The sequence below is a fragment of the Flavobacterium sp. KH_001 genome (assembly GCF_057840745.1).
On the sequence record NZ_CM174520.1, the window covers coordinates 1414845 to 1440193 of the forward strand.

Sequence of the window (25349 nt, forward strand, 5' to 3'; positions counted from 1 at the left end):
ATTTATTTAAATCTTTTTTTTACGTACTTTTACGTAAAAATTTGTTAAAAATAGATCTAACTATGAAGAAAAATCAAATTTCAATCGTTTTCAAATCTTTTTTTGTGATTATGACAGTCTTTTTTTCTAGTTATGCAAGTGCCCAGCAAAACTATGTTATAAACAACCACAATGATTTTTGGGATAAAGTTCAGTTCGGAGGTGGATTAGGTCTTGGATTTGGATCTGGATATACCGATATTTCTGTAATGCCAAGTGCAATTTATAATGTTAATGAGATTGTATCTCTGGGTGTTGGATTACAATTTGGTTATTTATATCAAAAAAATTATTATGAATCTTTTGTGTACGGAGCAAGTTTTCTAACCTATGTAAATCCGATTCCACAATTGCAGTTATCTGCTGAACTAGAGCAAGTAAGAGTCAATGCAGACTACGAGGAAACCTATTATGTGCCTGCTTATTCTGATGATTTTTGGAACACAGCCTTATATCTCGGCGCTGGTTATAGAACTGGAAATGTAACGATTGGTGCTCGCTACGATGTCCTGTATAATCCGAATAAGAGTCTTTACGGATCTGGATTTATGCCTTTCGTTAGAGCGTACTTCTAAAGGTACTAAGGTTCTGAGGGGCTATGATTCTAAGGTTTTTAAAACAAGAAAATTTGAAAAAACACCTTTTCATAATTGCAATAATTATAGCTTTGAGTTGTAATCATTCTCAAAATGCAGATAAAGCTGAAAGCAAAAAAGTTGTAAAAAAGGAACTAAGACCTTTTTTTGATTCGGATAAAGTCGATCATTATTATTTGGATTTTTCTGAAGATGATTTTACTAAAATCCTTATGAAGGAAAATAATACTAAAATGGAGGAGGAATTTTTTGACATTTATGTACATCATTTTCCTGATACTATTCTACAAGAAAATTTTGAGAAAATTCTATTAAAGCATAATTATAAAAAATCAGGCTTAACTATTAAACAGCAAAAATACATTCAAAATGTTTTTAGCGAAAAAGATTCGTCGCCAGATTCTTACGCTTCTTGTGCTGCAGAATATCGGGATATTTTTATTTTTAAGAAGAAAGAAAAAACCATTGGAATAGCAAAAATCTGTTTTAAATGTGGTCGTTTTCAGATAACAGGAAGTACACTAGATACGAATGGATTTGGACTTTGGTCTGAATTAGATAAGTTGAAAAGTATTATCAGGCCAAAAACCTTAGAACCTTAGCATCTCAGTAACTTAGAACCTTCTACTTAAAATTCTTTCGAAACCAAACTTTCTGCCATTCTCGTTTTAAAATTAAAAACGAAACCTGTTCAGCAAGAATCACTAAATCAGATCCATCAAGTTTTTTTATTTCGATTTCAGAAACATCAATAATATAAAGTAGGTTTAAATATTCAGCGAATTTGTACTGAATCATTCGGTAGATTTTTTCGTGTAGCTGAATCTTTAATTCGTCGGGAGAAATGCTCAAAGGAAAATCGATGCCTTCATTGGCCAAATTAAAATCCTTGTTGATTTGTTCGATCAGGTTGAGATATAGGTTTTCTTTTTCGGCATCAGCCAATAAAAAATCGGTATTTTCAGGAATTGGAAACATTGATGCTTATTAAGAATTGACGCAAAGTTAAAACTAAAAAATCATTTAACTGTAGATTCTCTTTCAATGATTCTTGTAGGGAGTTCAATAATTTGATGTGTTACCGGACGATGCTCTTTTATGTCAACTATTTCATCAATTAAAAGGGAAACTGCCTGATGCCCCATTTCAAATCCGGGCTGATCAATGGTAGTTAATTTGGGTGAAATAACGGTGCTCATAAACCAGTTACTAAATCCAAAAACGGCAACTTGCTCCGGTGTTTTTATTCCTGCCTCATTAAAATATTTAATAATTCCGATGGCGACCAAATCAGTAATCGCAAAAATAGCGTCAATATCAGGATGTTCTGTCATTATTTTTTGAGCATTTTCGTAACCATCTTCAAAATCGGTATTGTTATCACAAACATAAACGAGTTTTGAATCGTACTCAATTCCATGTGCTTCCAGAGCCCTTTTATACCCTAAAAAGCGATCAATAGAATTTTGAGGAACATACGAACCTCTAAAGTGTGCAATTTTTTTATATCCTTTATTGATAAGATAGGTAACAGCATCATAAGCGGCTTTGGCATCATTGATTACTACTTTGGAGCAATCTACTCTTTTTGCTATTTTATCAAATAAAACAACCGGGGTGTTTTTTCGAATGGCTTCATTAATATGAGTGAAATCATCAGTTTCATTCGAAAGCGACATTAAAACGCCATCAACGCGCTTCTGAATTAATAAAGCAAGCTGTTTTTTTTCAAGTTCATATTTTTCGTTTGATTGTAGTATAATGACCAAATAACCTCTTTTTTCTGCTTCTTCTAAAATACCATTCAATACGCTGGAAAAGAAATGATGAACCGTCGCCGGAATAATGACACCAATGGTTTTGGTTTCATTGGTTCTTAAGTTTACCGCCACAGAATTGGGCATATAGTTCATTGTCTCCGCCATTTCGATAACGCGGGCACGGGTGGCTTTACTAATATCTGTATAGCCTTTTAGTGCCTTTGAAACCGTTGTAACCGAAATTCCGAGTGCCGAGGCTATATCTATTAATTTAGTATCATTCATGAAATAAAAGTACTAAAAATAAACTGCATTGATAAATTTTTAAGTTCCGAAAACGTTTTAGGTCATTTCGAAAACGTTTTCGATTTCTAATTCTTAAATTGGTGGTAATTAGTGATTAAGTTTACAATCATAAAAGAAAACTTTACCAACTAAACCAAAAAAAAATGAAATCAAAGCAATCTTATTTAGGTATATTATTTTTAATAATGTGCCTAATCTCTGTTCCCAATAACCTGTTTGCACAGGTAAAAAACACTGTTTCAGGAAAAGTATTCGATGACAGTGGAGCAACAATTCCCGGTGCTAATGTATCTATTAAAGAAACAGGAAAAGGTACTACTACAGATGAAAACGGAGGATATTCATTCTCAAATATCGAAGCCGGAACATATACTATTATTGCAACCAATGTGGGTTATAAAACTTTCGAGAAAAAAATTGCAATAAAAGAAGGAGAATCTTTGGAAGTAAATTTACTTCTTGAAGGCGAATCACAAAGTTTGAAAGAAGTTGTAGTTACCGGATCATCAAGTCCGAGATCAAAGCTTGAATCGAGTGTTGCTATTACGACAATGGGAGCAAAGGCAATCGAAGACAGAGCGCCATCAAGTACAGCAGCTTTGTTGCAGACAATTCCCGGATTTGTAGTAGAAGCCTCTGGAGGAGAAATAGGAAACAACCTTTTTGCGAGAGGAATTCCATCAGCAGGAGCTTACGAATATGTACAGATTCAGGAAGATGGTTTGCCGGTTTTTGAAGATGGTGCTTTGCAATTTGCCAACGCAGATACATTTTACAGATTAGACGAAACAGTAAGTAAAATGGAAGCTGTTCGTGGAGGTTCTGCATCAATTTTCGCAAATAATGCTCCGGGTGGAATTATCAACTTTATTTCAAAAACAGGACAAAATGAATTTATGGGAAGAGCCAAATTCACGACTTCAGATTACGGAATGTTCAGAACAGACCTTAACCTTTCCGGTGCTCTAATTCAGGATAAATTATTCTTTAACGTTGGAGGTTTTTACAGAGCTGACAATGGAGTTAGAAATACAGGTTTTACAGCGAATAAAGGTGGTCAAATCAAAGGAAATCTTACATATAAATTTGATGATAGCGATTATTTAAGAGTAAACTTCAAACATCTTGATGACAGAAATACATTCTATTTGCCAATTCCTTTAAAAAGTAACAATGGAAAAATTGAAGGTATTGATGGATTTAATCCGAATTACGGAACTTTGACTTCAGTAAATTTCAGTCATTTAAATGTACCTCAATATGGCGGCGGAACTTTTACTGCTGATTTAGAAGATGGCTCTCATCCAATTATAAACTCAATTGGAGCTGAATTTAAAAAGAAAATATCGGAGAAAGTAACCTTTAAGAATGCCTTCAAACAAACCAATATTGATTTAAATTATAATGCCATTTTCCCGAATGGAGGTCCTTGGACACAAGACGCTTATGCAACAGGAGTTCAAAATACAACAGCCAGTAATCTAACGTATTCTTATGTAGACAATGGGCAAACTTTGGACCCAAATGCTTTAATTATGAGAGCTGATCTTTGGCACATTGAGAAAAAGATGAACAATTTTGCTAATAATTTCTCTTTTTCTTTTGATTTAGATCCTGTACAATTGACTGCCGGTTACTATTATTCTAACTGGAAATCAAATCAATACTGGAACTGGAATTCGTATTTAGTAGGCGTTTCAGATAATCCGAGATTGTTAAACGTAAAAGACAACACAACCGGAGTTGATCATACCTGGAATGGTGTAGAAAGAATTACCTGGTTGGAAAGAGATGCTCAGACAAAAGGACTTTTGAATGATATTTATGCTGATGCCGAAATTAAAGCTACTGATAATCTAACCTTCAATGCTGGTTTGAGATACAATAAAGACAAGTATTCAGGATATAGAGATAATGCAAGATTTTTTGCTGAAGATTTAGGAATTTTAGATAACAATACAGCCGACGATGCTGTGACAACGGTAAAAGGAAATCCTTATACTTACTGGAGATATGATGTGAGTGAATGGTCTTATACTGCCGCGGGAAACTACAAATTCAACGACAACATGGCTTCTTATGTTCGTTACAGCCATGGTTTCAGATCTCCAATTGAAGAGTCATTTTATGATAATGCAGCCGATTTAAGCAAGTTAGAAAACACAGAAGTAAACCAGTTCGAATTGGGTTATAAATATTCTAATTCATTCTTCAATGTGAATGCGAATTTGTTTCACATGAACTTGAAAAATGTTGCTTTTACTGATATTTTATCTGACGGAAGTTCTGAGAATAAATTTGCAGACGTAAACAATATTGGTCTTGAAGTTGAAACCAATGCAAGATATGAAATGGTTAAACTGAACTTTACATTTACTGTTCAAAAACCGGAATATGATAATTTTACAGGAACAAATGCTGACGGTTCTACTTTTGATTTCAACGGAAATACGGCACGAAGAATCCCTAAATTTTTCTGTAACCTAAGACCGGAAGTAGACATTACAAAAGATTTTACAGCATATGTTCAGTTTTCTTATTACGATAAAAAATTCACCAATCAGGATAACAAACAAGTTTTGCCGGCATATAAAGAAGTTGGTGCAGGGTTGAATTATACTTATAATAATCTTCGTTTTGCAGTCGATGCTTCGAACTTATTTAATGAAATTGGTTTAACCGAAGGAGATCCAAGACAAACAACATCTGCCGCAAGCGATGTGTTTATGGCAAGACCAATTTTAGGACGTGCTTTTAGATTTTCTGTAGCTATTAATTTCTAAATTTATATAAAATCAAAGGGTATGCGGTATTGTAGAGGCGCACAGCAGTGCGTCTCTCACACCGTAACCACAAAGCATAGACAAACAAGTAAAAAATGAAAAACATAGGAATCAAAATATCGCTTTACCTTAATTATTTTGTCTTTGCTATTTTATTAAATAGTGTAGGTATTGTGATTTTAAAGTCGCAGAAAAATTACGGAGTCGATGAAGTTCAGGCTAGTATTTTAGAAGCTTTTAAAGACATGCCAATTGCCATTGTATCTTTTTTTATAGCTTCTTTTTTACCAAGAATTGGCTATAGAAAATCGATGCTTATAGGATTGGGACTCGTTACTTTGGCTTGTATTTCTATGTATTTTGGGAACTCTTTTGATAATGCCAAAATTCTTTTTGCGACAGTTGGAGTATCCTTTGCTTTGATCAAAGTTTCGGTTTATTCGTTAATAGGAACTGTGACCGAAACCAAGAAAGAACACAATGCTTTAATGAGCAGTATCGAAGGGTTTTTTATGGTTGGAATTGCATTGGCTTATTTCTTATTTCCGGCTTTTAACAATGAAAATGATCCTAATTCATGGCTGAATGTTTATTGGTTTTTGGCAGGATTATCACTGCTTTCGTTCTTGTTTTTATTCTTTGTGAAATTTGAAGAAGCTGAAATTTCAGCAGGAGCAAATCTCAAAGACGATTTCATGCAAATGTTCACATTAATGGCAAAATTGCTTACCGTTATTTTTGTAATTAGTGTCTTTTTGTTCGTAATGATAGAGCAGGGAATTTTGTCGTGGCTGCCAACATTCAATACCAAAGTGCTTCATCTGCCGGAAAATATCAGCATTATGATGGCTAGTATTTTGGCTATTTCTTTAGCAATAGGAAGATTGATTGCCGGGATTGTGACCAAAAAAGTAAATTGGATTTGGGTTTTAAGTTTCTGTATCCTTTCTGCTATGCTGATTGTCATTTTTGTACTTCCAAAAACAGTAGGTTTAGAAGTAAAAAGCATCAATACATTTTCGGACATTCCCTTAATTGGATTTGCATTTCCTTTAATAGGTTTGTTCATTGCGCCCATTTATCCCTTATTAAATTCAATTGTATTAAGTGCTTTGCCTAAAAATCTGCAAAGTTCAATGACCGGATTAATTGTAATTTTTTCTGCTCTTGGCGGAACATTAGGTTCCAGAATTACGGGTTGGCTGTTTAAAAATGAAGGACCGGAAAAAGCTTTTTATTTTACCTTAATTCCAATGTCATTATTACTGATATCCTTTTTTATTCTTAAAAAAATAACTGCAAAAGATGAAATTTAAATTACATATAACCCAAACGATCGAAAAATTATTGGCTCAGGAAGATACTGATGGCGATAAAAAAATAACGATTGATGATAATGGTCCAAAAAAATTTTTGCTGTATGATGTAGATGGAAATCCGGCTATTATTGAAGGGACTTATCAGCTTTCAAATTTACTGCAGGAATTGGCGCTGGCGAAAAAAAACAATATAGATTTCGCCGAAATCAATCTAAACGAAATTACCGAAGATCCTGTAAAAAGGATTTCTAGAAAAATAAAAAATCTCTATTGGAAAGGTTTAACGAGAACAATTGATGCAAATGGTGTAAAGAAAATTCTGGAAGATAATAAGATTGAAAATGAAATAGCTTATTTATATGTGCCTTTCGGTGATGAAATTGTTTTTGATTATTTCAAAAAACTGGAAGCCACAACGCCAAAGTTAAAAGTGGTTCAAATGCCTAAAAGTATTTCACCTGAGTATGTTTTGTCACTCAATAAACAACCCGGAATTCTGGCATTGGCACTTCAAATTAAGAACAATGAAATTTCGGGGGTCCCGTTTGTTGTTCCGGGTGGAAGATTTAATGAAATGTATGGCTGGGATAGTTATTTTATTGCAAAAGGACTTTTAATCGATGACAAAATTGATCTTGCATTGGGTATTGCAGAAAACTTTAAATATCAGATTGATCATTACGGAAAAATTCTAAATGCCAACCGAAGTTATTATTTGACCCGTACACAACCACCGCTTTATACATCGCTAATTATGGATGTTTTAGAAAAGTCTAATCCTGATATTTTTTGGATTGAAAGACATTTAAAAACCGCTATAAAAGAATACCAAACCGTTTGGATGGAAGAAGGAAAACGACTTACCGCAAATGGATTGAATCGTTATAAAGCAGAAGGAATCGGGCTTCCGTTTGAGGTAGAAGAAGGGCATTTTGATGATATTCTGGAGCAATATGCGCCAAAATATAATTTGTCTACGCGTGAATTTGAAAAGAAATATCTCGAAAGAGAAGTTGTAGACGCAGAACTTGATAAGTATTTTATTCATGATCGAAGCATGCGGGAAAGTGGTCACGATACAACAAATAGGTTGGTCGGAATTTGTGCTAATTTGAACACGGTTGCGATCAATAGCTTGCTTTATAAATACGAAACTGACATTGCTTTCCTGATTAAGAAATATTTTAAAAACGAATTTCAATATTTTGAAGATAAGTCTTATTCGAGTGAATATTGGATTTCAAAAGCCGTTTCCAGAAAAGAAAAGATCAATACAATGTGCTGGAATCCCGAAAACGGAATTTATTTTGATTACAATTTTGTAACCGAGGAACAGCATTTCTTTGAAGCTGCAACAACATTTTATCCGCTTTGGGCGAAAATAAGTACGCCTGAACAAGCAGAAATTTTGGTAAAAAAGGCACTCCCAAGATTTAAAATGAAAGGTGGAATTGCCGGAAGTACAAAAGAATCTATTGCGAATCTGGATGAGAATTCACCAATACGACAATGGGATTATCCTTTTGGCTGGGCGCCGCATCAAATGCTTTTGTGGGAAGGTTTGCTAAATTATAATTTTAATGAAGAAGCGCAGGAAATGGTGTATCGCTGGCTTTGGCTGATTGCCAGAAATGCAGTTGATTATAACGGAACCATTCCGGAGAAGTTTGATTTATCGATCAGTTCTCACAAGATTTTTGCAGAATATGGAAACGTAGGAACCGAGTTTGATTATATAACGGAAGAAGGTTTTGGATGGATGAATGCTTCTTTTCAATACGGTTTAACAATTTTAGAAGAGGATTTAAAGCAAAAATTATCAGCTTTAGTTGATCCGGATGATTTGTTTTCATAAGCCTTCGACTCCGCTCAGGATGACAATCGTAATGTCAGGCTGAGCGGAGTCGAAGCCCTTTTGAAAACTAAACTTTTCTTCCCATTAGATTTTCACCGAAAGTTCTCAAAATACTTTTCTTTTCGGCATTAATATCCATTTTTTCTAAAGTTTCAAAAGCTTTAAAAGTGTACATTTCTATCGCTTCCTGAGTCGCTTTTGAAGCTCCTGATGCATTAAAAATCGCTTTCGCAGTTTCTATTTTTTCTAAATTATCTTCTAATTGTAATCCGAATAACGTTCGTAATTCTGCTGCTTTTTCTTCAGATGAAAATTCAAGGGCTTTTAGATATAAGTACGTTTTTTTGTTTTCGATAATATCGCCACCCACTTGTTTTCCAAAGGTTTCCGGATCTCCAAAAGCATCTAAATAATCATCTTGTAGCTGAAATGCCAATCCAAGATTAAGTCCGAAATCGTAAATCAAATCCGCTTCTTTTTCAGAAGTTTTAGCAACAATAGCACCCATTTTCATGGCTGCAGCGACTAAAACAGCTGTTTTGTATTCAATCATTTTCAGATATTCCGGAATGGTTACGTTGCTTCTTTCTTCAAAATCAACATCCCATTGTTGTCCTTCACAAACTTCAAGAGCCGTTTTGCTGAATAATTTCGCTAAATCCCTAAAAACAGTTGGTTCGTATTGTTCAAAATATTGATAAGCCAGAATCAACATTGCATCGCCAGAAAGAATTCCGGTATTGATATTCCATTTTTCATGTACGGTAACTTTTCCTCTTCGCAAAGGAGCATCGTCCATAATATCATCATGAACTAGTGAAAAGTTATGAAAAACTTCAACCGCCATCGCTGCCGGAAGCGCTATTTTATAATCGGCATCAAAAACTTCTGCAGCCATTAAAGTTAGTACCGGACGCATTCGTTTACCGCCAAGCCCTAAAATATAGGTAATAGGTTCATAAAGATTCTTGGGTTCTTTGTCTATGCTTTGGTTTTCTAAATAATTAATGAAAAATTCCTGGTACTGACTAATATCGTGCATAAAATGAAATTCTGATTTACGAGGCTCAAAGATACAATTCAAATATGAAATATGATGTGCTAAAATTTAAATGCTAACTAAGATTAAAAATCAGGTAAAATTGACCTCATTTTTAATTTATTAAATTATTTTAAAAAAAACTTGGAAACTTATTTGGTGTTTAGAGTTTCCTGTTTATATTTGCACTCTTAATTGGAAACTCAGAACACTGTAAAAGTTTCCGTATGAAGTTTAGATAGATTATAAACTAAACAAAACCAAAAAGTTATGAAAACAACATGGACCTTAGATTCTAGCCAATCAGATGTTTTGATTAAAATGAGACATTCGATTATTGCCTATTTAGGAGGAACTACAAATAAATTTGACGGTTACGTTAATATTGAAGACAATGAAATCGAAGATGCGTCGGTCGAATTCTCATTAGATATTAATAATAAAAATGATAGTTTTCAACACGTCGATTCTCATATGCAATTGAATGATTTGTTCAATGTAAACGAGCATCCTATTATCAGTTTTAAATCAACATCCTTTCAGAAAATCAATGATAATATCAATTTTTTCAAAGGTGATTTAACCATAAAAGATGTTACCAGAGTTGTAGAGCTTGATGCAGAATTTATTGGTATCAATTCTTATAACGGACAGAAAAAAGTTGCTTTTGAAATTAAGGGAGATATTAAACGTCAGGACTTTGGTTTAGATTATAATGCATTTAATTTCAACGGGGGATTAGCATTAGGCAAAGATATCAAACTAATTGCAAATCTTGAATTTAGCATATAAATCTTACATATTGAATAAATTAATGTAAAATTATTACAAATATAACGGAAACTATTTTTTAAGTTTTAGTTTCCTAATTATATTTGTAATGCAATTTGAATTAAAATGAAAGAGAAAATCATATCAAAAGCGAGTGAATTATTTTTAAGACTCGGTTTTAAAAGTGTTACGATGGATGATATTGCAGGTGAAATGTGTATCTCTAAAAAAACGATTTACAAATATTTCTGTAATAAAGAAGTTTTGATTGAAGAAAGTACTTCAATGGTTCATAAACAGGTTCATGAAGTTATTGATACCATTGTTGCGAAAGATTATAATGCCATTCATGAGAACTTTGAAATTCGCGAAATGTTTCGCGATATGTTTAAAAACGCGACGGATACTTCGCCTCTTTATCAGTTGAAAAAGCATTATCCTGAAATCTATCAAAATGTAATGACACATGAAATAGATCAGTGCAATCACTATTTTAAAGATAATATTTTAAAAGGAATCCGTGAGAACTTATACAGACCAGATTTGAATATTGATATCTATGTGAAATTTTATTACACCTTAATTTTTCATATTAATGAAACTACAATTTCTGAAAGAGAAGCACAAAAAATAGAATTAGAAGCTTTGGAATATCATACCAGAGCAATGGCAACCGAAAAGGGAATAATCGAATTAGAAAAACAACTTAAAAAATTTAGTACTTAATTAATCAATCTATATGAAACGAGTAATTCTTATATTTTTGTGTTCAATTGGCTTGACTGCCAACGCACAAGTCAAAACCCTAACCTTAAAAGAGGCTCTTACGTACGCGTTGCAAAACAAAGCGGATGCAAAAAAATCGAAACTACAGGTTGAAAATAGTGAGTATCAAATTCAGGAAATTCGCTCAAGAGCTTTACCACAAATCTCAGGTAATGCAAGTTTAACTTATAATCCAATTTTGCAAACCAGTGTAATCGATGGAGGATCTTTTGGTCAGCCGGGAACTTCTATTCAGGCTACTTTTGGTCAAAAATGGACTTCTGGAGCCGGAATCTCTTTGACTCAGGCATTGTTTGATCAATCTGTTTTTACAGGTTTAAGAGCGGCTAAATCTACTCGTGAATTTTATCAAATAAACGATCAGTTGACAGAGGAACAAGTTATTGAAAGAGTTGCAAATAACTACTACGGAGTATATGTACAACGTGAAAGATTAATTTTACTAGATAGCAATTACGTTAATACTACTAAAGTTCGCGATATCGTACAAGGACAATTTGACAATGGTTTAGCTAAAAAAATTGACTTAGACCGTATTATCGTAAAAATGTCAAACATTGATACAGAACGTCAACAAATTAAAAATCAAATTACTTTACAGGAAAATGCTTTGAAGTTTTATATGGGGATGCCTATTGAAGCTCAAATCGAGATTCCGAAAGAAGAATTTGAAGTGGTTCCTGCTGCCTTAACTGAAGTTCCTAATGTTGAAAACAGAACAGAATATTTGCTTTTGAAAAAACAAGAAGAGCTTTTGGTATTTAATAAGAAAGCTACTGAAGCGTTGTACTACCCAACATTAAACCTGGTTGCAGGTTATAATTATATAGGTCAGGGTCCGGAAATGCCACTTTTTGGTAAACCAAAAGATGGTGTTTATTGGTCTGATTACTCTGCAATTGGATTGAATTTACATGTGCCAATCTTTACAGGTTTCGGAACTCGTGCTAAAGTAAGACAAGCAGATGTTGAAATCAGATCGCTTCAGGAAGATATTAAAGACACCAAACTTTCACTTGATTTGGATTACAGAAATGCAATGGCTCAAATTGAGAACAACCTTATCACGATTAATAATCAAAGGGAAAACATGCGTTTAGCTAAAGAAATTTTAAGCGATACAAAAAACAATTACCTTCAGGGATTAGCATCATTAACCGATTTATTAGATGCTGAAAACGAATCTCTTGAAGCTCAAAATAATTTTACAAGAGCAGTTTTAAATTACAAAATTGCTGAGATAACACTAATCAAATCAAAAGGCGAACTAAAAACTCTTATTAAATAACTAATTACAATGAAGAAAACTATTATAACAATCGTAATCATAATCGCTGCCTTAGGGGTGATTGGATATATCTTAAATAATAATAAGAAGGAGAATAAAGAGAAAACAGATATTGTTGCTGAGAAAAATGCTGCGGTTTCAGTAAAAATTTCTCCTGTTAAGACAGAAGAAGTTTCACTAGACTTCGTTGCTAACGGAAACTTTCAACCAATCCAACAGTTGACATTTTCTGCTGAGAAATCAGGAAAAGTAATCAGCGTTTTGGCAAAAGAGGGTGATTACGTAAGAGTAGGTCAAACTTTATTGACAATGAGAGGTGATGTAATCAATGTAAATGCACAGCAAGCACAGGCTGTTTATGCAAATGCAAAATCAGATTATGCGAGATATGAAAATGCTTTTAAAACGGGTGGTGTTACAAAACAACAATTAGATCAGGCAAAATTGGCTTTAACAAATGCTCAGTCTAACTTAACTCAGGCTAACATCAACGTTGGAGATACTAGAGTAAAAGCGCCAATCAGCGGATTTATCAATAAAAAATACATTGAGCCAGGATCTATCTTAACAGGAATGCCGGCAACTGCATTGTTTGATATCGTAAATGTTTCTAAATTAAAATTAGTAGTTACAGTAAACGAAAATCAGGTAGCAAGTTTAAAAGTTGGAAATACTATCAATGTAACTGCTAGTGTTTATCCTGATAAAAATTTCTCAGGAAAAATCACTTTTATTGCAGCAAAAGCTGATGAGAGTTTAAACTTTCCTGTTGAAATCGAAATTGCTAACAATACAAATAACGACCTGAAAGCAGGTATGTACGGAACTGCAAATTTTGCTTCAAACCAACAAAAACAACAGTTGATGGTTGTACCTAGAAACGCATTCGTAGGAAGTGTAAGCAGCAACGAAATTTTTGTAGCTGAGAATGGTATCGCAAAATTGAGAAAAGTAACTGCGGGAAGAATTTTAGGAGATCAGGTAGAAATCATCAATGGATTATCTGATGGCGAAAAAGTAATTACTACCGGTCAAATTAACTTACAAGACGGTAATAAAGTAGAAATTATTAAGTAATTATAGGCTGTAAGCCGTAAGCAATAAGCCGTAAGCATTTAAAAGCGTAAAGCCTATTGCTTATAGCCTAAAGCATAAATAAAAAAATATGAAATTAGCCGAAATATCCATAAAACGTCCGTCGTTAGTAATTGTATTGTTTACAATTCTGACACTTGGTGGATTGTTCAGTTACAGCCAGTTAGGCTATGAGCTGATCCCTAAATTTGAGCAAAACGTTATTACAATTTCTACGATTTATCCTGGAGCTTCTCCAAGTGAGGTAGAAAACACCGTAACCAAGAAAATTGAGGATGCGATTGCATCCCTAGAAAATGTCAAGAAAATTGACTCGAAATCATACGAAAGTTTATCTATCGTTTCGATTACACTGACATCAAATGCAAAAGTCGATTTCTCATTAAATGACGCACAACGAAAAATCAATGCGATCATTAGTGATTTACCAGACGATGCTGAAACACCTTCGTTAACCAAATTCTCGCTGAGTGATTTACCAATCATGACGCTTGGTGCCAACGGAAAAATGGACGAGGCGGAGTTTTATGACTTAATTGATAAAAAAATCGCCCCTATTTTGTCTCGTGTACAAGGTGTGGCGCAGGTAAATATTATTGGTGGTGAGGAACGTGAGATTCAGGTAAATCTTGATGCATTAAAAATGCAGGGTTACGGATTATCTATTCCTCAGGTGCAACAAAATATTTTGAGTTCAAACTTAGATTTCCCAACAGGAAATATCCAAACAAGAAATCAAAAGATATTAATTCGTTTAGCGGGTAAATATAAAAGTGTTGAAGAATTAAGAAATTTAGTAGTTTCTTCTCAAAACGGAATTCAAGTTCGTTTAAGTGATATTGCAGACGTTCAGGATACTCAAAAAGTAGCAGAGAAAATATCTCGTGTTGATCAAAAAAGTGCGATTGTTTTACAAATCGTTAAACAATCGGATGCAAACGCGGTTGCGGTAAGTGAGCAATTATTGAAAACAATTGCCATTCTTGAAAAAGATTATGAAAAAAATCATTTAAAATTAGAAGTTGCAAAAGACAGTACAATCTTTACTCTTGAAGCAGCAGATTCTGTTGTTCACGATTTATTGATTGCGGTAATTCTGGTAGCATTTGTAATGTTGTTCTTCCTGCACAGTATTAGAAACTCGTTGATCGTAATGGTTTCTATTCCTGCCTCTTTGATCGCAACGTTTATTGGTATTTATTTGATGGGATATACATTAAACTTAATGAGTTTATTAGGATTATCTCTGGTGGTTGGTATTCTTGTGGATGATGCGATTGTGGTTTTGGAAAATATCTACAGGCACATGGAAATGGGTAAAAGCCGAATTCGTGCATCATACGATGGTACTGCAGAAATTGGTGGAACCGTAACTTCGATTACCTTAGTAATTGTGGTGGTATTCTTGCCTATCGCGATGAGTTCTGGTTTGGTTTCTAATATTATTACTCAATTTTGTGTAACGGTAATTATTTCAACTTTACTATCTTTATTAGCTTCTTTCACCATTATTCCTTGGTTGTCTTCTCGTTTTGGTAAATTAGAGCATATTGAAGGAAAAAATGTTTTCGGAAGAATTATTCTTGGATTTGAAAGCTATTTGACACGTTTCACCAACTGGATTTCAGGCTTGTTAACCTGGTGTTTAGATAACTATGGAAAAACAATTGTTTTGGTATTGATCTTGTTCTTTGGTTCCATTTTTGGTTTAGGAGGTTTTATTGGAGGTGAATTTTTTGCTTCTTCTGATAGTGGAGAGTTCTTGGTTCAAATTGAAATGCCAAAAGATGCTTCACTGGAACAAACCAACTTTATGACTCAAAAAGCAGAAGCCTTTTTGAAAGGAGAAGAATACGTTCACAGTCAAATTACAACGGTAGGACAAACTTCTGAAGGATTTGGAGCGTCACAAGCTACAGCTTATAAAGCAGAGATTGATGTAAAAATGATCGAGCAAAAAGATCGTACAGATGATGCAAACGTATACGCTGCAAAAATCAAACGTAAATTAGAAAAAGTATTAGTTGGAGCAAAAGTAAAAACAGTTCCGGTTGGTATCTTAGGTACTGCTGAAGATGCAACTTTAGGATTAATTGTAACAGGTCCTTCAACAGAAGCGGCTATGGCATTTGCTAAAAAAGCAGAAGCTGAATTACGTACTATTCCTGGAACAACAGAGATCAAATTAACAGTTGAAGATGGTAACCCTGAGATTAACGTTAAAGTAGATCGTGATAAAATGGCTGCTTTAGGATTGACATTACAAACAGTTGGTTTAACCATGCAAACTGCTTTTAGCGGAAACACAGATGGTAAATACAGAGCTGGTGAATACGAATACGATATCAACATCAGATACAATGCATTCGATAGAAAAAGTATTACTGACGTTAGTAATTTGATTTTCATCAATGCAGCTGGTCAACAAATTAAATTATCTCAATTTGCTACAATTACTGAAGGTTCTGGACCTAGCCAGTTAGAGCGTAGAGACAAATCGGCTTCTGTAACTGTAAAAGGACAAAACGTTGGGGTGCCTTCCGGAACAATTGTTACGCAATGGCAAGCCAAATTGGATAAACTTAAAAAGCCAGTTGGAGTAAATTACATTTGGGGTGGTGACCAGGAAAACCAAAGTGAAGGTTTTGGTACTTTAGGAATCGCGTTATTAGCCGCTATTATATTAGTTTATCTTGTAATGGTGAGTTTGTATGATAGTTTTGTTCACCCTTTTGTAGTATTGTTTGCTATTCCACTATCTTTTATTGGGGCTTTATTAGCACTTGCATTAACCAATAACTCATTGAATATCTTTACCATTTTAGGTATTATTATGTTGATTGGTCTGGTGTGTAAGAATGCGATCATGCTTGTCGATTATACGAATCAAAGAAGAGCAGCAGGAGAATCAATCAGAACGGCATTAATTCAGGCAAATCACGCTCGTTTACGTCCAATTTTGATGACCACAATTGCGATGGTATTTGGTATGTTCCCAATTGCATTAGCATCTGGAGCCGGAGCTGAATGGAAAAACGGTTTGGCCTGGGTAATTATTGGAGGATTAATATCTTCTTTATTCTTAACCTTGATCGTAGTTCCTGTAATTTACCAAATAATGGAAGGAATAATCCGCAGATTATCTAAAGGAGAAAAAATCGATTACGAAGCTGAAATGGTTGCCGATTATGAGCACACCGAATTAAGCGAAGACGGTTTTAATCCTAAACATACCCATTAATTGATTTAATTTTAGATTGAAAAAATCCCAAATTCCGAAAGGAGTTTGGGATTTTTTATTGGTATGAAGTTCTCAAATTTGGAATTTGGGATTTTCTTTATTTGGAATTTAATTAGGTTTATTTTTTCACAATTTTAATTGTTTTAGTTTGACCTTCTGAGCTTACTTTTAAGAAATAAAATCCTGATGCAACATTTGATAAATCAATTTCTGAATGTGTGTTGTTGATTTTTTTCTCCAAAATAGATTTTCCTGAAATAGAAATTATTTCGATTTTTTCAATGTTTGAAGTATTATTAATAGTCAAAACATGCTCAATAGGATTTGGATAGCATTTAAAATTAGGTAAAACAAAGTCCGGAGTCGAAAGATTGCCATTTAATTTTGCTGTTACGGCAAGACGTTCTTTGCTTTCAATTCCGTTTATGGTTTGAGAAGCGTAATAGGTCGTTCCGTCTACAAGTACTGTTGTTAAAGGTAAAGGAGTTTCAGCAGCTAATTTTCCTGCTTTATTATCCAAAGGATTATGACTGCTATACCATTTTATGTTGTCGCCTTCAACAATAAGATCAGCTAAAGTTTGTCCCGGTTTAAATTCAAGTGTTAATTCGTCTTTTCCGTCTATCAATGGTGGTGGTGGGTCTACAGTTACATCAATTACATACACACCACAGCCATTTGTATCCCTTACAGTTATTTTATAATTTCCATAATTAGGGACTTTAAAAACAGGATTAGACTGAAAATTAATTCCTTCTAAGGAATATTCATATTGGCCACTTCCTCCAATTGCTGTAATGGTTATTGTTAGATTTTCTACAAGAACATCTGCAATTAAAGGTGTAGGTTCCGTTATATAGGTCTGAAGTAATACTTTGCATCCAGTGGCATCGGTAATTTCGACAGTATAATTTCCCGCCTCTAAATTTGCGAAAACCATTGTCGATTGCTCACTTACTATCGGTGTTCCGGAAAGATCTTTAAGAGAATAAGTAAAAGGTAAATTTCCGCCAGATATATTTATTGTAATAGATCCATCTTTCATTCCAGAACAAGTTACATCTTTTTTTAATACGTCTGCAATGATTGGTTGATAAGCAACAAGGGCAACCATCAGTGAATAGACACAGCCTAAAGCATCTTTTGTATTTATCATGTACATTCCCGGTTCTAAATTGGTAAATACATTACCAGAGCTATAAGAGCCTCCATTAAATGCATATTGATAAGGAGATTTTCCTCCACTTCCCATAATAGTAACAGTTCCTTTGGGGTTTATACAAGAAATTCCTTCTGTAGTTATAAGAGAAATCAAATAAGAGTTTAAAATTAAATTAAAATAATTGGTTGTAATAGTCCCAAGATTATCAATTCGGGCATAAATAGTTTTAGAATTTTCAGTACTGATATAGCTCGAAGGATTTGCAATTGCATTTGTATTGTTGTTTGCTTCTGCAAGACTTAAATGATAACTAATCGAGGTTTCATCAGGATTTAGATTGCCCAATAATTCTGTTTTTCGAATTGTTAAGTCAAAATTAGTATCACCAGCACAATGTTCAATATTGGTAACCTGGGCATAAAAAACAGTAGTAAACAAGAAAAGAAAACAAAGTAGAGTTTTTTTCATAGTATTAGATTTGTTAAAATGGACTTAACAAATATATACAAAAAGCGATTCTACAATTGTATAAGGAATGATTTTCTCACAAAAATAACTTCAAATTAAATTTTCTTTAAACACGAAATCTTGAATTATAAAGTCTTGGAGTTATAAATTTCAACAACTTAAATTTATAATTTTAGGTACAAATAATGATTGTAGTAATCAATAATAGCCTTGCCTTCCAATAAAACATCAGCACCAATAATACCATCAACCGCCTTTGATTTATAAGCTTGCAATGCTTCATTAACATGCGAAAGATCAAAAATGACCAAACTGAAATCTGCATTTTTCCAGCTTCCGATTTGTAAAAGATTGCTGGCCGAAATTTGCGTTCGCATACCGGTTCCACCAGCTCCTGAAGCTTTTGTTTTTGATTTTTTTGCTGTAACACTAAAAAGTTCAATACTTTCAAAACTTATACAAGTATTGGAAGCTCCAGTATCAAGAATAAAATTCCCCAAAATACCATTAATTTTAGCTTTTATCAAAAGATGTTGTGTTCTGGTTACTTTGAATTTTATTTTTTTGTAATTCTTTTTCTTGAGAGTCTCGTGAAGATTTTCCATTTTCGATAGTGATTGAGTATCAAAAATAAACCAATTACACTCAATAAACTAATGATGTAATAGATATAATTTGATGTTTTTTCTTCCTGTGAGATTGAACCGTAATACACAAACGAGCTCCAGTAATAAGGAGATTTCTTCGCATTTGGAATGGTTTTATCATTCAAAAAAGCAATTTTTGCATCGGAATTAGCCCCAAAATAAGGAACATCATTTTTGATATTTTTATAGAAATCAGTCATAAAAACCGAGGTTGTATAATCGTTTACTTTCCATAAAGAAAACAGCAAATTCTGAGCACCCGCAAACTGAAAACCTCGAGCCACACTCATTGCGCCTTCAGCTTTATAGAGTTTACCGATTCCGGTTTCACAGGCACTTAAAACTACTAAATCCGGATTGATGTTGAGGTTATACAATTCAGAATACAATATTTCCTGATCAGAGAATTTAATACTTGCCGGAGTTTCAACATCGCCGGAAGAAGCATGTGTACTTAAATGTAAAATGGAATAATTGGAAGCATTGTTTTTGAAATTTGAAAAACTCGCTCTTGAATTTTCTAAATATTTTCCATTGAAATTATTACGAATTGATTCTAATTCTTTCTTTGAATAAGTCAATTCAAAAGCTGTTTTTTCGAATATGGGAAAAATGCCCAAAACTGTTTTGTCTGAATTGGAAACCGGTTTTGAATTTAAATAAAAACTAGCCGAAGTATTATATGCTATCTTAAAATCGTTTACCAAATAATGCATTTTGGCAAAATTTGTTGTAGAAGATTCCTGTGTAATTAAAGCTTCAAAGGGCAGGAAATTTAAAATTCCATCGGGAATAATAATAAGATTTTTGTAGATGGTATTTGTGGGTAATTTTAATAGATCATAAACTTTTTTTCCACAGTTATTATAACCAGAGATATCATTAGTAATGGCATCTGAAGTATTAAAATAATCTATAAATTGAAGGATTTTTGGGATGGTCAAATTACTGCTAATTCGATTTAAACTAATCTGATTGTTTTGTAGAGTGAAAAAATATTGATCTTCAAACCCTATAAAATAATAAGCCATTACAGCTTTATCTTTTTCTAATTTAGAAAAAAGCACTTTTAAATCGGTTTTTTCAGGAATGAAATGGAAGTTTTTCGCCTGAATTTCTTTCAGCGAAAGCATTAATTCATTTTGTTTTTTTATTGCCGAATTAATAGTTGAAATATTAGCTGAGTTTCCTTTTTGCTGCTCTTTTAAAATATCATTACTTAAGTTTTGAAGTTGATGCAAAAAAATTTTTTCTTCTGAAGAAGCTGTTTTAATATTTGAGCGATAGTCTTTTAAAATAACCGACTTGGTTTTTTCTGATAATTGAAAAGCCTCTTCTAAATATTGAATTTTATTTTCTTTTTTAAACAAACGATTGTAAATAGAAAGGCATTTTTCAGTACGATTTCGATTTCTGATTTGAGTAATGATTTTAGAATTCTCGTACACCAATGAATTAATTAATAAATCTTCAATATAAAAGGAAAGTTCAAAGGCTTTTAAAGCTTCTTTGGGTTGTTTAAAAAATGAAATTTCTGCCTGTAAATCAAGCGCGTCAATTAAAACAGTTTCTGAGTACAATTGGTTTTGATTGGGTAAAATGTTTTGAGGATTGTAATTCGGAAGTAAAATTTCAAAAATTGCCGAAATTTGTTTTATACTTTCGTCATTTTTTCCTTCGTCAAAAAGTAACAGTGCTTTTTCATAATAAAGTTTTGCAATTTTTCTGGGTTGCTGATTCGGAGTTTCAAAAAAGAGTTTTTCTGCCATTTCCAGATAAGAATTGGCAACTTCAAACTTTTGTCTCTGACGATTAAGTGTTGCTAAATTTCGATAAGAATTAGATAAAGTTTCAGTTTGTTCCTTCTCGTTTTTGAGATAATTTACGGTTTTCTTAAAAGCATTTTCGGCTTTGTCATAAATCTCCGGGCGCATCAAATTTCCAGCGGAACTTAACAAATAACTATTCCCCAAATTATTCAATAAAATTCCTTTCTGGACATTTGATAATTTCTCTGTTTTCAAAGTACTCTCCAATAACTCAATCGCTAAAGAAGTTTTCCCGGAACTCTGATACACATTCGATAAATTCAAAATCGCAGCAAATTTCTGTTTTTGTGTGTCGGGATAATTTTTGGCAGTATTGACAATGAAAAAATATTGTTTTATAGTGTTTTCTGCACTGTCATAATCACCTAAAACAGTATATAAATTGCCTAAAGGTTTAAGGCAAAATTCAATAATATCATAATTGGAAAGTTTCTTTTTCTGATAAATTTGCCAGGCTTTTTCATAACTCGAAATCGCTTTTTCCGTTTGCCCGAACTGGTTTTCATAATACGCTTTATTGCAGTTTAAAACCACAATTGCCAATAATTCATCCGAAGTTTTTGGTTTTGGACTTTTCCAGAAATCAGCTTCTGTTTTCGTTAAATTTTGTAGCGCTTTCGCGGAAGGATGAGCGACAAAAACATCAATTGCAGTATATATTTTATCTTCTTGATACTGTCCAAAAACATTCAGATTTATGAAAAAAAAGATTAAACCATATAAGTGATATAAGTTCATATTAATCGTTGCGTATAATTCGAAGATAAAACTAAATAGGTCATATAAGCTTCTATGTTACTTTTTAATATAGAGAAGCATATTTCGATAATAAGTAATCCAGTTTTTAACATGAACTTATATTACTTATATGGTGAAAAAATCAAAACTTCCATATCCCGTAAAACTGGAAATAGTTAAAATTCTGTTCAAAGTTGATTACGTATCTCGCACCCAAACTTGGACCAATTCTCGCGAAACCAGCCGTTAAATCAAATAAAAGCCCTGTTTTAATATCAGTAAAAGAATTTTTTACCGTGTTGGGTGTTGTGGTTGTACTAATTAAAAAAACTTCTTTTTCAGCTTCAAAAGTTTCGGTTTTTATGTTCTGATTTTGTTCTTCAGAGACATTGATATTCGCCTGGATTCCCGCACCAATTCCAATATAATTATTGATGTTGTACCGAATCAAAAGCGGAACTTCCCAATTGACATTTTTGTTTTCTGTTGCTGTAGTGGTACGTACCAATTGTCTTACTCCGTTTGCGTTTGTGTTTATTTCATTTTTAATATCAACTTCACTATCGTACTTGTTCAAAGCATTAACCCATTCTGCCTGCCAATAAAAACGATAGGATTTAAAAGGCGAAATCGTGGCACCCACAAAATAACTCGTTGATTTATCTAAATCAGGATATAAATTGTATCCGGCTTTTGCACCAATCGAAATTCCGGGCAAGAATCGGGTAGTGGCGTAATTGGTAATTATGGGTTCGTTTTTATCAAAAATAATCGCAGTTCGGCTTCGGGTTTTTATTTTGTGAAAGTCTTCGGCAAACTTCATTGAATATTTTACAAAGCCTTTTGTAGAATCTTTTTCATGTACATTTTTCTGTTCACTTCCCGGTAAATAAATGTTTTTGAAAGTGAAGAAAATCTGTTTTTGTTTGATAATTGTATCGAGACAACTTACAGTTGGTTCTTCATCTTTTGGACAAATCGGACATTTTGGATACATGTCTTCGATCTGAAAAGTCTTTTTATCAAACATATCCGGAATGTCAGTTTCTAACCGAATCATTCTTGCCGGACCTTCGCCGTTGTTTTGAAAACGGGTTTTAAAATTCACCCGTTTAAAACGTACCAATCTGTAATTCATAAAACTTCCGTTCGATCCCATTTTGTTCGGGTCGTGAGAAGTGACAATCTCCATTTCCAGATTTTTAATTTTGTGGTTTTTATAACTTCGATTTGGAACAAAAATGCCACGCATCGTAACTGTTGCGCTGGTATCTTTTATCATTTCCGGAGTGGTTTTAAACGTATAAAAAACATTGCGTGTTTCGCCCGGATTGGTATCATCAAATTCTAAAACCGAAACGTTATGATAGGTTTTATTGGCTTCTAATAACGAAGCATCCAAATCTTCTTCAGTAGTTGTATTTCGGTATTTTTTGAGTTTGATTCGATTTTCGGCGGAAGCCAGATAATTTTTAGAATCGTCCAAATCATCAACCGAAGCAACAGTGTTTTCTTTTACTTCGCGTTCGTTGGCATAGGTTCTAAAATCCACTAATTCAAAATTATTGTTTTTGAATTGCTTTTCATTATAAAACAAATACAGTTTTCCACTCGCTACATAATTCTCCAGATTTTGATAACCTACTACAACTACCATTTCCTGTTCCGGAATAGGGTCGCAGTTTTTGATGATTGCAAACCCATTTTGATCTTCTATTGACGCAATGTCTTTATAAGTCGTATCCGTAATATCGTTTATAGCTACTTTTTTAGGTCGCGTTGCAGGTGGTTTTCCGTTGTCGTAATTGTTGGTTACAGCCAATCGGGTTGTGTATGTTCCTTTATTTTTATAAACGTGTTTCGGTTGGGCTTCTTTGCTGTAATGGCCATCGCCGAGTTCCCATAAATAAGAATAACTTGGTTTTGGTGCACCCGCAATCGGAATCAAAGGTGGCGTTTCAGGTTTATAGGTAACGGCATTTCCGTTTTGAATAAAACCAATAGTGGCTCTTCGGGTTATGGTGTCTTTTACTTTGGTTTGTCCTATTGAGAGAATAGAAAATAGAATAAAGAAAATAGACAAGAGTGGTTTCATAGCTAGTAGTTTTTTAGCTTTAAAATCATCAGAATTAATTTTAAAACTGGATTAAATGTAAAAAAAAGTGATGAGCAAATCACCACTTTTTCTTAAAAGTATTTTGTAAGTTACTGAATAGCATTGATTGCGGCTACCAGTTGTGCCTCTGTTCCAACAACAGTTTCTGCAAGTGTAAAAGTATAAACATCGTTTGCAGCAACGGTTACGGCTTTTATTGCGTAACGCCAGTTGCCATTGTCTTCGGTCACAAAAATCACGTGACAAGCCAGTCCAATCGGAATTTGACCATAGTGCTCGCTGAATAATCCGGCTGTGGTGTAAGTATCTAATTTAGCCAATGCATTAGTTCCTTCTCCGTCATAAGATAGATAAACTGCACTATTATTGTTGTCATAACCTTCGGGAGCATCAACAAGAATCGTTGTTTTTGGTCTTGGATCGCTGTAGAAACGATCCACATTTGTCCATCCAAAGTTTCCAAAAGTTACATAATAGTTGGCGCCTTCGCCCTGAACACCGCCCTTTCCGCCATTGGCTTCTTTGTCTTCTCTCCAGGCTAGTTCCCCTTTTTCGTCGATTACCCCAGCCCATAAAGTCATGGCATTGTCCAAACCATCAGTTAAAGCAGTTGGAATTATCATACTCATTGAACAGGAATTTTGAAGTTCAACACCGCCCTGAGTCGCTTTGATGAAGATTTCTCCTCCGGAAATCAGTAGGTTTTTCTTTCCGTCAGGCATAATTCCCATTGTTGGTTTGTTGGTAACTAACATATTTCCTTTGTCAAAAAGTTCGATATATTCGATATTTACAGTTCCTGTTGCCGGATTTCCGTTTTTGGTTAAACAGTTTCCGTTGATGTTTACTTTAACTCCTTTTGCAGAGGTAAAGGTTACTACTCCGTCTCCGGCTGTAATAGTAAAGTTTTGCGTGTTTCTTTTAAGTCCTTTTTCGCTAATGCTTTTAAAAGCGGCTGATGTTGGTGGGGAAATAATAATATCATCGCCATCAGTGTTGGTATCACAACTTACTAAAGTGATAATTAATAAAAATAAAAGACTAATAGTTTTAAATTTTGTGTTCATGATTTCTGGTTTTTATAAATCTGTCTTGATGATTCAAGCGGTTTCAGATTCAGGTTGTTAATTTTTAATTTTATATTCTTATATCAACTCACTAATAAAATTGTTACCCCCGTTTTTTATTTTTTTTTTATTTATGCGGAGAGGCATTTGTCTTCAAAAAGATTTCCGTCTTCGTCGACAGCAACCAGTATGTTTTTCTTTCGCGAAAGCGTAACAATTAAATACAGCCAGACGAGAGACCATAGTCCGAATGTGATGCAAGTCAAAAAGAGATGAAAAGAATGTTTGATGGCTTTTTTTTCTTTAGATAAAACGACATAAGGTAGTTTTTCGTTGTGTTCGATAATGACAAAACCATTTCGTTTTTTGGCTGAAATCATTTCGTAAAATTGATCATGATTTTGTTTGTTTGTGAATTGATACGTTTCCATTTCTCTTAATTAT

General features: G+C 33.6%; 19 protein-coding genes. 10 read left to right on the forward strand and 9 right to left on the reverse strand.

Annotation, left to right across the window (positions count from 1 at the left end):
- Positions 1-62: 62 nt before the first annotated feature.
- Together AC3ITQ_RS06255 and AC3ITQ_RS06260 are read left to right on the forward strand one after the other, a co-directional pair.
- Positions 63-614 (forward strand): hypothetical protein, encoded by a 552-nt coding sequence (locus tag AC3ITQ_RS06255; protein WP_489237368.1) that lies wholly within the window; start codon positions 63-65, stop codon positions 612-614.
- 53 nt (positions 615-667) lie between these two features.
- A complete protein-coding gene (locus AC3ITQ_RS06260) occupies positions 668-1237 on the forward strand; it encodes a hypothetical protein (RefSeq protein ID WP_489237370.1) in 570 nt (189 codons plus the stop codon).
- 22 nt (positions 1238-1259) lie between these two features.
- Here AC3ITQ_RS06260 and AC3ITQ_RS06265 read toward each other — a convergent pair whose 3' ends face one another.
- Both AC3ITQ_RS06265 and AC3ITQ_RS06270 read right to left on the reverse strand, forming a co-directional pair.
- Complete coding sequence (locus tag AC3ITQ_RS06265) at positions 1260-1613, reverse strand: hypothetical protein (protein ID WP_489237372.1); 354 nt, start codon at positions 1611-1613, stop codon at positions 1260-1262.
- Positions 1614-1654: 41 nt separating this feature from the next.
- On the reverse strand, positions 1655-2680 hold the full coding sequence (locus tag AC3ITQ_RS06270) for a LacI family DNA-binding transcriptional regulator (RefSeq protein WP_056189717.1): 1026 nt from the start codon (positions 2678-2680) through the stop codon (positions 1655-1657).
- 164 nt (positions 2681-2844) lie between these two features.
- Between AC3ITQ_RS06270 and AC3ITQ_RS06275 the strand changes: the two genes are divergently transcribed.
- From AC3ITQ_RS06275 to AC3ITQ_RS06285, 3 genes are all read left to right on the forward strand, one after another.
- Positions 2845-5484 carry a TonB-dependent receptor gene (locus tag AC3ITQ_RS06275; RefSeq protein ID WP_489237374.1) on the forward strand — a complete coding sequence of 880 codons (2640 nt, stop codon included), beginning with the start codon at positions 2845-2847 and terminating at the stop codon, positions 5482-5484.
- Between the two features lie 95 nt (positions 5485-5579).
- Positions 5580-6800, forward strand: a complete 1221-nt coding sequence (locus AC3ITQ_RS06280; RefSeq protein WP_489237375.1) for an MFS transporter — start codon at positions 5580-5582, stop codon at positions 6798-6800.
- The gene (locus AC3ITQ_RS06285) at positions 6790-8658 is read left to right on the forward strand and encodes a trehalase family glycosidase (RefSeq protein WP_489237377.1); all 1869 of its coding nucleotides are present in this window, start codon (positions 6790-6792) and stop codon (positions 8656-8658) included. Before AC3ITQ_RS06280 ends, AC3ITQ_RS06285 begins: the two co-directional genes overlap by 11 nt.
- 67 nt (positions 8659-8725) lie before the next feature.
- On the opposite strand, the gene AC3ITQ_RS06290 is transcribed toward AC3ITQ_RS06285, so the two are convergent.
- A complete protein-coding gene (locus tag AC3ITQ_RS06290; protein ID WP_489237378.1) occupies positions 8726-9700 on the reverse strand; it encodes a polyprenyl synthetase family protein in 975 nt (324 codons plus the stop codon).
- Between the two features lie 267 nt (positions 9701-9967).
- Between AC3ITQ_RS06290 and AC3ITQ_RS06295 the strand changes: the two genes are divergently transcribed.
- The 5 genes from AC3ITQ_RS06295 to AC3ITQ_RS06315 all read left to right on the forward strand — a co-directional run bounded on the left by AC3ITQ_RS06295 (position 9968) and on the right by AC3ITQ_RS06315 (position 16878).
- A complete protein-coding gene (locus AC3ITQ_RS06295; protein ID WP_489237380.1) occupies positions 9968-10489 on the forward strand; it encodes a YceI family protein in 522 nt (173 codons plus the stop codon).
- 105 nt (positions 10490-10594) lie between these two features.
- Positions 10595-11194, forward strand: a complete 600-nt coding sequence (locus AC3ITQ_RS06300; RefSeq protein ID WP_489237382.1) for a TetR/AcrR family transcriptional regulator — start codon at positions 10595-10597, stop codon at positions 11192-11194.
- A gap of 13 nt (positions 11195-11207) precedes the next feature.
- Positions 11208-12542, forward strand: coding sequence for a TolC family protein (locus AC3ITQ_RS06305; protein WP_489237384.1), 1335 nt, complete (start codon positions 11208-11210; stop codon positions 12540-12542).
- Positions 12543-12551: 9 nt separating this feature from the next.
- Positions 12552-13619 (forward strand): efflux RND transporter periplasmic adaptor subunit, encoded by a 1068-nt coding sequence (locus tag AC3ITQ_RS06310; protein WP_489237385.1) that lies wholly within the window; start codon positions 12552-12554, stop codon positions 13617-13619.
- Between the two features lie 88 nt (positions 13620-13707).
- Positions 13708-16878, forward strand: coding sequence for an efflux RND transporter permease subunit (locus tag AC3ITQ_RS06315; RefSeq protein ID WP_489237387.1), 3171 nt, complete (start codon positions 13708-13710; stop codon positions 16876-16878).
- Between the two features lie 118 nt (positions 16879-16996).
- Here AC3ITQ_RS06315 and AC3ITQ_RS06320 read toward each other — a convergent pair whose 3' ends face one another.
- From AC3ITQ_RS06320 to AC3ITQ_RS06345, 6 genes are all read right to left on the reverse strand, one after another.
- Complete coding sequence (locus AC3ITQ_RS06320) at positions 16997-18508, reverse strand: T9SS type A sorting domain-containing protein (protein ID WP_489237388.1); 1512 nt, start codon at positions 18506-18508, stop codon at positions 16997-16999.
- A 164-nt stretch (positions 18509-18672) separates the two neighbouring features.
- Entirely contained in the window at positions 18673-19113 is a 441-nt protein-coding gene (locus AC3ITQ_RS06325) for a retropepsin-like aspartic protease (RefSeq protein WP_489237390.1), read from the reverse strand.
- Positions 19065-21722, reverse strand: a complete 2658-nt coding sequence (locus AC3ITQ_RS06330) for a CHAT domain-containing protein (RefSeq protein ID WP_489237392.1) — start codon at positions 21720-21722, stop codon at positions 19065-19067. The genes AC3ITQ_RS06325 and AC3ITQ_RS06330 overlap by 49 nt, the downstream gene beginning before the upstream one ends.
- 142 nt (positions 21723-21864) lie before the next feature.
- On the reverse strand, positions 21865-23817 hold the full coding sequence (locus tag AC3ITQ_RS06335) for a DUF7849 domain-containing protein (RefSeq protein ID WP_489237394.1): 1953 nt from the start codon (positions 23815-23817) through the stop codon (positions 21865-21867).
- 110 nt (positions 23818-23927) lie between these two features.
- Positions 23928-24905 carry a hypothetical protein gene (locus AC3ITQ_RS06340; RefSeq protein ID WP_489237396.1) on the reverse strand — a complete coding sequence of 326 codons (978 nt, stop codon included), beginning with the start codon at positions 24903-24905 and terminating at the stop codon, positions 23928-23930.
- Positions 24906-25036: 131 nt separating this feature from the next.
- On the reverse strand, positions 25037-25336 hold the full coding sequence (locus tag AC3ITQ_RS06345; RefSeq protein WP_489237398.1) for a hypothetical protein: 300 nt from the start codon (positions 25334-25336) through the stop codon (positions 25037-25039).
- Positions 25337-25349 lie beyond the last annotated feature (13 nt).